This window comes from Pseudomonas marvdashtae (assembly GCF_014268655.2).
Classification (GTDB): Bacteria; Pseudomonadota; Gammaproteobacteria; order Pseudomonadales; family Pseudomonadaceae; genus Aquipseudomonas; species Aquipseudomonas marvdashtae.
The window spans coordinates 2,620,799-2,632,770 of sequence record NZ_JABWQX020000001.1; the positions used below are offsets into that span (position 1 = coordinate 2,620,799).

General features: G+C 64.0%; 12 protein-coding genes and 1 pseudogene. 5 read left to right on the top strand and 8 right to left on the bottom strand.

Going from position 1 to position 11,972, the window contains the following annotated elements; all coding sequences use genetic code 11:
* Nucleotides 1-3: 3 nt before the first annotated feature.
* From HU742_RS11790 to HU742_RS11825, 8 genes are all read right to left on the bottom strand, one after another.
* Nucleotides 4-492 carry a DUF2878 domain-containing protein gene (locus HU742_RS11790; protein ID WP_186631959.1) on the bottom strand — a complete coding sequence of 163 codons (489 nt, stop codon included), beginning with the start codon at nt 490-492 and terminating at the stop codon, nt 4-6.
* Nucleotides 492-1,760, bottom strand: coding sequence for an SAM-dependent methyltransferase (locus tag HU742_RS11795; protein ID WP_186631962.1), 1,269 nt, complete (start codon nt 1,758-1,760; stop codon nt 492-494). Before HU742_RS11795 ends, HU742_RS11790 begins: the two co-directional genes overlap by 1 nt.
* Nucleotides 1,732-2,547, bottom strand: a complete 816-nt coding sequence (locus HU742_RS11800) for a DUF1365 domain-containing protein (RefSeq protein WP_186631965.1) — start codon at nt 2,545-2,547, stop codon at nt 1,732-1,734. The genes HU742_RS11795 and HU742_RS11800 overlap by 29 nt, the downstream gene beginning before the upstream one ends.
* Nucleotides 2,544-3,791, bottom strand: coding sequence for an NAD(P)/FAD-dependent oxidoreductase (locus HU742_RS11805; protein ID WP_186631970.1), 1,248 nt, complete (start codon nt 3,789-3,791; stop codon nt 2,544-2,546). The genes HU742_RS11800 and HU742_RS11805 overlap by 4 nt, the downstream gene beginning before the upstream one ends.
* 3 nt (nt 3,792-3,794) lie before the next feature.
* The gene (locus HU742_RS11810; RefSeq protein ID WP_186642611.1) at nt 3,795-4,550 is read right to left on the bottom strand and encodes an SDR family NAD(P)-dependent oxidoreductase; all 756 of its coding nucleotides are present in this window, start codon (nt 4,548-4,550) and stop codon (nt 3,795-3,797) included.
* Entirely contained in the window at nt 4,547-4,969 is a 423-nt protein-coding gene (locus HU742_RS11815; protein ID WP_186642612.1) for a nuclear transport factor 2 family protein, read from the bottom strand. Before HU742_RS11815 ends, HU742_RS11810 begins: the two co-directional genes overlap by 4 nt.
* Before the next feature lie 168 nt (nt 4,970-5,137).
* Nucleotides 5,138-6,214 carry an alkene reductase gene (locus tag HU742_RS11820; RefSeq protein ID WP_186642613.1) on the bottom strand — a complete coding sequence of 359 codons (1,077 nt, stop codon included), beginning with the start codon at nt 6,212-6,214 and terminating at the stop codon, nt 5,138-5,140.
* 51 nt (nt 6,215-6,265) lie between these two features.
* A complete protein-coding gene (locus tag HU742_RS11825) occupies nt 6,266-7,105 on the bottom strand; it encodes a pirin family protein (protein WP_186631982.1) in 840 nt (279 codons plus the stop codon).
* A 124-nt stretch (nt 7,106-7,229) separates the two neighbouring features.
* On the opposite strand from HU742_RS11825, the gene HU742_RS11830 reads away from it, so the two are divergent.
* The 5 genes and pseudogenes from HU742_RS11830 to argE all read left to right on the top strand — a co-directional run bounded on the left by HU742_RS11830 (nt 7,230) and on the right by argE (nt 11,971).
* Nucleotides 7,230-8,144: a LysR family transcriptional regulator gene (locus HU742_RS11830; protein WP_186642614.1), complete on the top strand. Its 915-nt coding sequence runs from the start codon at nt 7,230-7,232 to the stop codon at nt 8,142-8,144.
* A gap of 209 nt (nt 8,145-8,353) precedes the next feature.
* A pseudogene (locus HU742_RS11835) lies at nt 8,354-9,714 on the top strand (flavin-containing monooxygenase).
* Nucleotides 9,714-10,124, top strand: a complete 411-nt coding sequence (locus HU742_RS11840) for a RidA family protein (protein WP_003201555.1) — start codon at nt 9,714-9,716, stop codon at nt 10,122-10,124. The pseudogene HU742_RS11835 and the gene HU742_RS11840 overlap by 1 nt, the downstream one beginning before the upstream one ends.
* Nucleotides 10,125-10,134: 10 nt before the next feature.
* On the top strand, nt 10,135-10,809 hold the full coding sequence (locus HU742_RS11845; RefSeq protein ID WP_186631991.1) for a DUF1028 domain-containing protein: 675 nt from the start codon (nt 10,135-10,137) through the stop codon (nt 10,807-10,809).
* Nucleotides 10,802-11,971: an acetylornithine deacetylase gene (argE, locus tag HU742_RS11850; RefSeq protein WP_186642616.1), complete on the top strand. Its 1,170-nt coding sequence runs from the start codon at nt 10,802-10,804 to the stop codon at nt 11,969-11,971. Before HU742_RS11845 ends, argE begins: the two co-directional genes overlap by 8 nt.
* Nucleotide 11,972: the final 1 nt, after the last annotated feature.

Genomic DNA, 11,972 nt, shown 5'->3' on the forward strand with positions numbered 1-11,972 from the left:
CGATCAGCGGGAGTCGGCCAGGCGCGCGGCCAGTGGCAGCCATATCGCCCATAGCGGCGCCAGGACCAGCGCGGTGCCGGCCACACCCAGCGGCAGCGTCACGCCCGCCAGGGGCGCGCCCGCGCAATAGGCGAGGGGGCCGCCGATCATTCCCGCCAGCGCCCCGAGCCACGGACGGCTGCCGGCCCAGGCCATGCTGTGCCGAAAGCCTGTGGCAAAAACCAGCCAGAGCAGGGCCAGCCACAGCGGCAACGGGCTATCGCCGAAGCCGAACAGGCCCAGGGCTCCCAGGCTCCAATCCAATAACATGCCACTCACGCCGACACGCAACACCGCTTGGCACTCGGCCTTCGGTTCGGGGCAGTTCGTCAGGTGCAGCAGTAATCCGCCGACCACCGCTACCAGCCAGGCGGGCTGGTGCGCGCCCAGTACACAGCCCCACCAGCCTAGTTGCAGCCAGAGCGCATTGACGATCAGACCGGTGCGGCCCATCACGCTTGCCGCTGTTCCAGCAAGGGCACGGGACGGGCGCCTGGTGCGGCGAACAACAATTGCGCGACACCGATGGCGCGTTCCTGGAATCCACCCTCGCAATAGCACAAGTAAAACTCCCACAAGCGCTGGAAGGTCTCGTCGTAACCCAGCTCAAGCAACGCCTGGCTCGATTGCCGGAAGTTGTCGTGCCAGTGGCGCAGCGTGCGGGCGTAGTGCGCCCCGAAATCCTCCAGGTGCACCAGGTTGAGTGGCGTCTGGCTGCTGGCGGTCTGCAGCAGCACCGTCAGCGAAGGCAACGCGCCGCCGGGAAAAATGTAGCGTTGGATGAAATCCACCGAGCGTCGGGCCTGATCGTAACGTTGGTCGCGGATGGTGATGGCTTGCAGCAACATCAAGCCGTCATCCTTGAGCAGGGCGGCGCAGCGGCGGAAGTACTCAGGGAGGAAGCGATGGCCGACGGCTTCGATCATCTCGATAGACACCAGCTTGTCGAAGGACCCCTCCAGGTCACGGTAGTCCTTGCGCAGCACTTCGATACGCTGTTGCAGGCCAAGCTCCTCGACACGCCGGCAGGTGTGGGAGTATTGCTCTTCGGACAGCGTCGTGGTGGTGACGCGGCAGCCGAAATGGCTGGCTGCATGGATGGCCAGGCTGCCCCAACCGGTGCCGATCTCCAGCAAATGGTCGCCGGGCCGCAGGTCGAGCTTTTCGCAGATACGTTGCAGCTTATGGACCTGAGCGTCTTCGAGGCTTTGTTCGGCACTGACGAACATCGCCGCCGAATACATCATCGTGGGGTCGAGCAAGCGTTCGAACAGTCTGTTGCCGAGGTCGTAATGGGCCATGATGTTGCGCCGCGAGCCCTTGCGGTTGTTGCGGTTGAGCCAGTGCAATCCCCGCAGCAACGGTCGGCCCAGGCGCGCGAGGCCGCTGTCCATGGCATCGAGCACGTCCAGGTTGGCAACGAAGAGGCGGGTCACGGCGGTCAGGTCGTCGCTGCGCCAGTAGCCTTGGATGTAGGCCTCGCCGGCACCGATCGAGCCATTGCCGGCGATCATGCCCCAGGCGGCGTTGTCGAGTATCTCGACCTCGGCCAAGAGTGAGCTGTCTGCGTCGCCGAAGCTCAAGGAGCCGCCCTCAAGCTTGAGGCGCAGATGGCCGTGACACAGGCGGCGCAATTGCGACAGTACGGCTTGCTTGAAAAGTCCGCCGCTGAACGGACAGAAACCGACGGCCTTAGTGACGCTCAGGGTGGGTTCGGGCATGGACTGGATCCTTTTGAACAGTTTCGCCGACGCTCAGGTCGCTTTGGCTGGCCTGGTGATCGTGCAGGGACGTGCGTTTGAAAAGCAGGCGCAGTGCCTGCCAGTAAATGGCGCTCAAGGTGCGCAGGCTCATCCACGGGAAGGCCAGGAAATAGCGGCGCAACGCCGGCGCGTCCAAGGGGCGACGTTGCAATGCAAGGTCGGCCTCGAACACTTTGTGACCGGCGCGCCAGTTCTCCATGCGCACGCGGATGTGCGAGTCCTGGATCAGGAAACGCATGTGATAGTCCATGTCCCGTGGCAGGAAGGGCGAAACATGGAACGACTTGGCCACCCGGAATGTGTGGGGCTCGCCGGCAAGCACCGGCAGCACGTAATGGTGGCGCTCACGCCAGGGCGTGTTACGCACTTCGCAGAGGATTGCCGCCAGGCGCCCGTCGAGCTCATGACAGAAATAGAAACTCACCGGATTGAATGAAAGGCCCCAGCTGCGCGGTTGGGTCAGCAGATGGATCGCGCCTTGGGGGGCGGATCCCAGGGCTTGCTGGAGCGTGTCCCGCACCGCTTGAGTCAATGCCATACCCTGGCGTGTCAGGGCCGGCAGGTAATCCCTTTCGCGCCAGCACAACGGCGCCGCGCGCCAGGGCCGCAGCAGGCGCGACAGGCCCAGCACTTGCTCCTGCTCGGCGAGGTCCAGGTAGAACATGCCGATCGGATATCGGAACGCGTGGGCGCGTGGCGCCTGGCGCCGATGATCGATCCAGCCGTAGCACAGGCTGCTGTTCAAAGCGTTTCTCCGAAATGCTTCGCGACGGCAAGCGCGCTCACCACGCCATCCTCGTGGAAACCATTGGCCCAATACGCACCGCAGAAATAGCTGTGCTGGCGTCCTTGCAGATTCTCTTGCCGGGCCTGGGCGGCGATGCCGGCGAGGCTGTATTGCGGATGGGCGTAGTCGAACCGGGCGAGCACCTTGGCCGGGTCGACAAACTCGCTTTGGTTGAGGCTCACGCAGAACGTCACGGGGGCATCCAAACCCTGGAGGATGTTCATGTTGTAGGTCAGTGCGGCCGGCGCCTGGAGCGGGCCGCCCAACCGGTAGTTCCAGCTCGCCCAAGCCTTTTGCCGTTGCGGCAACAACCGGGTATCGGTATGCAGCAGCACCTCGTTATGGGCATAAGCCAGGGCGCCGAGCACGTCGGCTTCAGCGGCACTCGGGGTTTCCAGCAACGCCAGGGCCTGGTCGCTGTGGCAGGCGAACACCACCTTGTCGAACCGCTCGATGCCACGGCGGCTGTGGACGCTGACGCCTTCGTGGTCACGGCTGACGCGCCGCACCGGACAATCGAGATGAATATGCTGGCGGAAATCGGCACACAGCGGGTCGATGTAACCGCGCGAGCCGCCTTCGATCACCCGCCATTGCGGGCGCTGGTTCACCGACAGCAAGCCGTGGTTGTGGCAGAAACGCACGAAGAACTGCAGCGGGAATTCCATCATTCCGGCCGGTGACATCGACCAGATCGCCGACCCCATGGGCACGATGTAATGCTCGGTGAACCGTCGACCGTAACCTCGATCGCGGAGGTAATCCCCGAGCCGGGTCGTGGCATCGATGCGGTGCGCCAGCAGGTCGGCGGTTGCCTGCCGGTTGAACCGGAGAATGTCCAACAGCATGCCCCAGAACCCCGGCGACAGCAGGTTGCGGCGTCGAGCAAACAGGCTGTTCAGGGTGTGGCCCTTGTATTCCTGGCCGCAGGCGGGGTCGTGCACCGAAAAACTCATTTCCGTCGGGCGCGACGCAACGCCCAGCTGGTCCATCAAGCGAATGAAATTCGGATAGGTCCAGTCGTTGTACACGATGAAACCGGTGTCCACGGCGTAGCGCCGGCCCTGCCATTCGACATCCACGGTATGGGTGTGGCCGCCGATCCTGTCGTCGGCTTCGAACAAGGTGATCTGGTGCTGGCGGGACAACAGATAAGCGCACGTCAGTCCCGAGATACCGCTGCCAATGATCGCAATGCGCATGGCTCAAGCCTCCCCGGCGTCGCGTGACAGGCGCCGACCCAGCGCCAGGCGCCAGCGTGCGGGCAGGCGTCCGAGCAGACGCATCACAGCAATGAACAACCAGGGGAAAGCGATCTCCAGCGGTCGCGCCGGCAACCGCCGCGTGATGTGCCGGGCGGCCCGTTGCGCCGACCAGCGCATGGGCATGGGGAAGTCGTTGCGCCGGGTCAGTGGCGTGTCGACGAAACCCGGGCTCACCAGCGTCACGTCGATGCCTTCGGCGGCCAGGTCGATGCGCAGGGATTCGACCAGATAACGCAACGCTGCCTTGGATGCGCCATAGGCACCGGCGCGGGGCAGGGCCAGCCAGGTCACCGCGCTGCAAACCGCCACCAAGTGTGGATTGCGGCCTCGGCGCAACAGCGGCAGAGCTGCTTCCAGGCAATGGCAGGTGCCCAGCAGGTTGATATTCAGGACTCGTTCCACCAGGCGCGTGTCGAAGTGCCCGGGCTCGAGGTATTCACAGGTGCCGGCATTAAGGATCACCTGATCGAGCGCGCCCCATTCGACGTCAATGCGTTCGATGATGGCCGCCACTTGGCCCGGGTCGGTCAGGTCCCCGGGCAACACCAACACTTGGTCCCCATAGCGTTCCGCCCAGACTCGCAGCGGGGTGGCCTGGCGGGCACTCAACGCCAGGCGATGGCCTTGCTCCAGGAGCACCGCCGCCAGCTCAGCGCCGATGCCGCTGCTGGCACCGGTCAACCAGACGCGGCTCATGCCAGCCTCCGCTTCAGCCAGCGGATGACCGGGCCAAACAGCGGCAAGTGCTCGTAGAGCAGGGCGCCGGCGTCGAAAAAGTCGCGGTGCAGGTAGATCCGATCGTTCCAGCGCAGATAGCTGCAACCTTGCACTTCGATCGGCGCGCCGCCGGCCAGGCGCGGGTGCCTGAAACGCAGCGTCCAACGCAGGTAACCCTCGCCGGAGCCAACTTCGTCGTAGCCATGGAAGTCGTAGTGCACGTCGCTGGCATTGGCGTAGAGCTGCGCAAAATAATTGTGCAGCGCGGGCAGGCCTACGACTCGGTGCAGAGGATCCTGAAAGACCACATCGTCGCTGTAAAGCCTGTCCAGCTCAGCCAGGCGATTGGCATCCAGTTCGGCGAACGAGCGGGCGAAACCCTTTAGGAAGGCGGACATGGCAGGCTCCGAAAGCTGTACATTACATTTTTCGTGTACAAGTTTTCGGAGCGTACTGGATGAGTTGTACGAGATAAAGCATTTTGTATAAGTATTTTACAGTTTTGTACAATTCGGCGAGGCGAGCGGGAAGCGGTGATTCATTCCATCAACCTCGCTATGGCAAATCTAGTGCGCGGCAAGCACCGGATAATCCGTATAGCCGCGCTCCTCGCCTTGGTAGAAGGTGGACGGATCAGCCTCATTCAAGGTCTCGCCCAACCTGAAACGCTCCACCAAGTCTGGATTCGCCAGAAACGGCGTACCGAACGCCACCAGGTCCGCAGTCCCCTGGCTGATGGCCGCGCCCGCGCGCGCGGCGCCGTAGCCGCCGTTGGCGATATAGGGCCCGGCAAAGCGGCGCTTGAGCTCCAGGAAGTCGAACGGGCCTTCGCCCAGTTCCACGATGTGCAAATACGCCAGGCCATAGCGGCTGAGCATCCGGGCGGTGTATTCGAAAGTCGCTTGGGGGTTGCTGTCGCTCATCGAGAAGTAGCTGAAGATCGGCGACAGGCGAACACCCACGCGGCTGGCGCCGAAGACTTCAATCACCGACTCGACCACTTCCTTGAGGAAGCGCGCGCGGTTTTCGATCGAGCCGCCATACGCATCGGTGCGTTTGTTGGTGCCGTCGCGCAGGAACTGGTCGATCAGGTAGCCGTTGGCGCCATGGATCTCCACGCCGTCGAAGCCGGCTAGCTTCGCGTTGCGGGCTGCTTGGTGGAAGTCGGCGACCACGCCCTGGATTTCCTCCAGCTCCAACGCCCGTGGCAGCTCGTAGGGCTTGAGCCCCTCGGGGGTGTAGATTTCACCGTCGGCCTTGATCGCCGAAGGCGCCACGGGCAGGGCGCCGTCAACCTGCACCAGGGGATGAGACAAGCGGCCGACATGCCAGAGTTGCAAGTAGACCTGCCCACCCTGGGCGTGAACCGCGTCGGTAACCTGCCTCCAGCCCGCGATCTGTTCAGTGGTAAAGATCCCGGGCGTGCGCAGATACCCCTTGCCCTGGGCCGAGACTTGCGAGCCCTCGGTGACAATCAGGCCGGCGCTGGCCCGCTGGCTGTAGTACTCGGCCATGAGCGGTGTCGCTACGTCGCCGGCACCGGCCCGGCTGCGGGTCATGGGGGCCATGATCATGCGGTTTTTCAGGGACAGCTTGCCGACCTGGGCGCGAGACAGCAGAAGATCGAGACCGATGTGGGGCATGGTTAACCTCTAGACAATGAAAGGATAAAAATGGATGGAATCGAAGGGCGGCTAGGCCAGCCGTCCTTGTTGTTTCAAAAGCGCGCCGATGCGCTGGATTTCCTTTTCGCCTTGTTCCAGCGCCGCCTCGCTGGTGTGCACCGAGTAGTAGCCCATCACCAGATCGTGGGGGTGCTTGATGGCGGAACCGAGCACGAACGAGGTCGCGCCCCGGGCAACAATGTCGATGGACTGGCGGGATTGCTCGAAGATCACCATCTCCCCGGCCTCGACGCTTGCGCCCGCGTCGAGGCGGCCGCTGTTGACGGCCAGCCATGCGACGTCGTGCCCGGCCGGCGGCGTGTAGCGCCAGCGTTCGTTGTCCTTGAGCTGCACGCCCAGGTAGTTCATGCCGGCCGGTGCGGCAACCGGGCTGCGTGCGGCGCCGTATTCGCCGAGCATGACCAGCGCCGGGCCGTCCCGAGGGATGTCCGTTGGGGCGAGGTAGACGCTGGTCGCCGGGGCGTTTTCCTGGTCGGGCGGCAGCGCCACCCACAGCTGGAAGCCACGAATCGGCGATCCGCCGACGGGCTGGCCGGTATGCCAGACGCCGTTGCCGGCTTGCATCCACTCCATGCCGCCGCTGGGCAGCACGCCGGATTTACCGGTGGTGTCTTCGTAGGTCACTTCGCCTTCGATCATGTAGGTCAGCGTCGCGATCCCGGAATGAGGGTGCATGTCGAAGCCGCGTGGCACGGCCTTGGCGTTGAAATCGAACAGATCGAGAAACACGAAGGGCTTGCACAATTGGCCCAGGTCGCCGGGGCTCATCAGCCGCGTGATGGGACCGTGGCTGCTGCCGCGGGTGCGGTGTACGACGGTGCGCGGTGGCGCTGCGACGATGCTGTTCATGGAGATCCTCGGGGTTCTGGAGCGCGGGGGCTTCGATGGGGAAGAGAATAAGCGGCTTCCAATAGATTGATTAGCCGATAGAATCGGATTGAACTCATCCAATAAACGAAGGAATCAAGGCGCTATGCTCGACCTCAATGACGTGGCGCTATTTGTCCAAGTGGTGCGCAGCGGCAGTTTTGCCGAAGCGGCTCGGCGGCTGGGCATGCCTTCGAACACCGTGAGCCGGCGCGTCCAGCAACTGGAGGCGCAGTTGGGAGCACGCCTGCTGCAACGCTCCACCCGCAAGCTGACGCTGACGAATGTGGGCGAGGGGTTCTATGAGCGTTGCGTGGTTGCCGTGGACAGCCTGTTGGACGCCGGCCAGGCACTGATGCAGGGCAGCGACGAGCCCTCGGGCCTCGTGCGGATTGCCGCGATGGCGGACTTCTTCGACTTTTTTCCGATGGAATGGATCGCCGACTTTCTCGCCGCTCACCCGCGGGTGCAACTCGACTTCGTACTCAGCGATGCCCGCGTCGACCTGATCGCCGACCGCATCGATGTGGCCTTTCGGGGCGGCGCATTGCTGGACTCGGGGTACGTCGGTCGCCAACTGCTCGGCAACGTGGGCGACGGCCTGGTCGCCAGTCCCGCCTACATCGCTGCGCGGGGCATGCCGGCGTCGCTGGACGACCTGGCGCATCACCACGCCGTGACCTTTGCGCACCCCAGTGGCTTGAGTCACTGGCGTCTTGTCGGCCCGGACGGCGTCGAAGCGGAGGTGCAGATACCCAGCCGCTTCAACGCCAACACCGCCCAGGCCTTGCGCAAGGCAACAGTGGCGGGCCTGGGCATCGCCGTGCTGCCGTCAGCGCTGAGCCGTATGGATCTGGACGCCGGCCGATTGGTGCGAGTATTGCCGCACTACCAACGCCACGGGTTTGGCCTGAACGTGCTCTATCCAAGTCGGCGACAACTGCCGCTGGCGGTCTCGGCGTTCATCGCGCTGGTGATGGAAAAGCTTGAGCTCAAGGCATTTCCGGCTCAGCCGGCGTAAATTCTCCTACCCATTTTTTGAGCCATAAGCCTGTGGCACCCAGGCCTGGCTGACGCAAATCTGCCACCCAGTTTTTTCCTTCCCAGCCACAACATAAAGCCTCGTTTCGCAAATTCCCGCCTGCCAACACAATCGCCTCGACACCTCCTCTCGATAGTCGCAACCGCAGAACAACAAGAAATCAGAACCCGAGGCGGCACCGCGCCGACCTGAACCAAACCCACTGCCGGAAGTGCCCGATATGCCCGTTGAAACAATACGCATAGATACGCTCGTTATAGGTGCCGGCCAGGCCGGCGTGGCGATGAGTGAACATTTGAGCCGCCAAGGCGTGCCGCACCTTGTGGTGGAGCGCAACCGCATTGCCGAGGCCTGGCGCACGGCGCGCTGGGATTCGCTGGTTGCCAACGGCCCGGCCTGGCATGACCGTTTTCCAGGGCTGGAATTCGAGGGCCTGGACCCCGATGCCTTCGCCTCCAAGGACCAGGTGGCCGATTACTTCGAAGCCTATGCCAACAAGTTCAAGGCGCCGATCCGTACCGGCGTGGACGTGCGCCGCGTCGAGCGCAATACCGGTCGCCCCGGCTTCACCGTCGATACGTCCGAGGGCTTGATCGAGGCCATCAACGTGGTGGTCGCCACCGGCCCGTTTCAGCGCCCGGTGATCCCGCCGATTGCGCCTGACATGGCCACGGTGAGGCAAATTCATTCGGCGCAATATCGCAACCCCGCGCATCTGGCCGACGGCGCGGTGCTGGTGGTGGGCGCCGGGTCGTCGGGGGTGCAGATCGCCGATGAATTGCAGCGCGCCGGCAAGCAGGTCTACCTCTCGGTGGGTGCCCATGACCGGCCGCCGCGAGCGTATCGCAACCGTGATTTCTGCTGGTGGCTGGGGGTGCTGGGCGAGTGGGATGCCGAAGCGGTCAAGCCGGGCAAGGAGCACGTCACCATCGCCGTGAGCGGCGCGCGCGGCGGGCACACCGTGGATTTTCGCCGGCTGGCCCATGAAGGCATCACGCTGGTGGGCCTGACCCGGTCGTTCAACGGCAGCGTGGTGAGTTTTGAATCGAACCTGGCCGAAAACATTGCCAGGGGCGATGAAAACTACCTGGCGTTGTTGGATGCCGCCGACGCCTATATCGAGCGCAACGGCCTGGATCTTCCGCCGGAACCGGAGGCGCGTCGCCTATTGCCGGATCCCGAATGCCTGACCCAACCGATCCTGGAATTGGACCTGGCCGAGGCGGGTGTCAGCAGCATCATCTGGGCGACCGGGTATTCGGTGGATTACAGCTGGCTAAAAGTCGATGCCCTCAATGCCAGCGGCAAACCCCGGCACCAACGCGGCGTGTCCAGCGAGCCAGGGTTGTATTTCGTCGGCCTGCCTTGGCTGTCGCGCCGGGGCTCGGCGTTCATCTGGGGCGTGTGGCACGACGCCCGGCATATCACCGAGCACATCGTCAAACAGCGCACGTACCTCGACTACCGGGACGCCTCCCAGCGCGTTGCCCAATCGCCAGCGCCGGGCAGCACGCAACCTTCGAAAACCAGCCTCATGGGAGTCCGCTGATGCCTACTCACACTCGCATCCGCATGTTCAACACCAAAGACACCTACCCGAACCAGACGCTGGACAACGACCTGTGCCAAGCCGTCCGCGCCGGCAATACCGTCTATGTGCGCGGCCAGGTCGGCACCGATTTCAACGGCCAATTGGTGGGCCTCGGCGATCCGCGTGCCCAGGCCGAGCAGGCCATGCGCAACGTCAAGCAACTGCTGGAAGAAGCCGGCAGCGACCTGAGCCACATCGTCAAGACCACCACCTACCTGATCGACCCGCGTTACCGCGAGCCGGTGTATCAGGAAGTCGGCAAATGGCTCAAAGGCGTATTTCCGATTTCCACCGGGCTGGTGGTCAGCGCCCTGGGCCAGCCGCAGTGGCTGATGGAAATCGACGTGATTGCGGTCATTCCCGAATAAGGAGCACGACATGACGTTTTCCATCGTCGGACGCTGCGCCGAAACCGGCCAGTTGGGCATTGCCATCAGTTCTTCCAGCATCGCCGTCGGCGCCCGATGCCCGTGGCTGCGAGCCGGTGTCGGCGCGGTGTCGAGCCAGAACATCACGCTGCCGGCCCTCGGGCCGCAGATTCTCGATGATTTGTCGTTCGGTTCGAACGCCCAGGCAGCGTTGGACAAGGCCTTGGCGCGTAACGGCTATGGCGAGTATCGCCAGGTGGCGGTGATCGACGCCCAAGGACGCACGGCAGTTTTCAGCGGCCGCCATGCCTTGGGCATCCACGGCGCTCAAGCAGGTGAGCAATGCGTGGCGGCCGGCAATCTGTTGGCGGGTGAGGGCGTCATCGAAGCCATGGTGACGGCTTTCGAGCAGGGCGAAGGCAGCCTCGCGTCCCGCCTGCTGAATGCCCTGCAGGCCGGGCAGACGGCGGGCGGAGAAGCCGGGGCCGTGCACTCGGCGGCGCTGTCGGTGGTGGATGACCTGACCTGGCCCATCGTCGATCTGCGGGTCGACTGGGCGGATGAAAACCCCATCGGCGAACTGGAAAAGCTCTGGCTCGCGTATCAGCCGCAACTGCGCGATTACCTGACCCGTGCCCTCGATCCGACCCAGGCGCCGAGTTACGGAGTGCCGGGCGATGAGTGAGCTGCGCAGTCGCGCACTGCTGGCCGAATTGGTGGGCTTTGCCACGGTGAGCCGCGACTCGAACCTGGCGTTGATCGAGTTCGTGCGCGACTACCTCCATGGGCTGGGCGTCGAGAGTGAGCTGATCTACAACGCCGACCGCACCAAGGCCAACCTGCTGGCGAGCATAGGCCCGGCGGTGCCCGGCGGCGTCGTGTTGTCCGGGCACACCGACGTGGTGCCGGTGGACGGCCAGGCCTGGACGGTCGATCCGTTCCGACTCACCGAAGCGGACGGCAAGCTGTTCGGACGTGGCACGGCGGACATGAAGGGCTACCTCGCTTGCGCGCTGGCGGCGGTGCCGATGTTCCTGTCGAGCCCGCTGCGTCGTCCGCTGCACTTGGCGTTTTCCTATGACGAAGAGGTCGGTTGCCTCGGCGTGCGCAGTCTGCTGGAAGCGTTGCCGCAACGCATTCCCCGACCGGCCCTGTGCTTGATCGGCGAGCCCACCGAGCTGCAGCCGGTGCTGGGCCACAAAGGCAAGTTGGCGATGCGTTGCCACGTCAAAGGCGCGGCTTGCCATTCCGCCTACGCGCCTGACGGAGTGAACGCCATCGAACAGGCGGCGCGCCTGATCGGCCGGTTGGGGGAAATCGGCGCGGCGCTGGCCGAGCCGTCACGGCACGACAAGCGCTTCGACCCGGCGTATTCGACGGTGCAGGTCGGGGTGATCCACGGCGGCACGGCATTGAACATCGTCCCGGCCGATTGTCGTTTTGACTTTGAAGTGCGCGCTCTGCCGGATTTTGTCCCGCAGCGAGTCGTGGACCAGTTGCAGGACTACGCCGAGCATGCGCTGCTGCCCAGGATGCGTGCGGTCAATGCCGACACCGCGATCCGTTTTGAACACGTGTCTGCCTACCCCGGCCTGGCAACGTCGCCGGACAGTGAAGCCGCGCGCCTGATCGCCCGGCTGTGTGGCAGCGACGCCTTCGGCACCGTGGCGTTCGGCACCGAGGGCGGGCTGTTTCACCAGGCCGGCATCCCTTCGGTGGTCTGCGGCCCCGGCAGCATGGACCAGGGGCACAAACCCGACGAATACGTGAGCGTTGAACAAATGGCAGCTTGCGACCGGTTGATGGATCGCCTGGCGATTTACCTCAGCGAAGCCAACGACGTCTGAT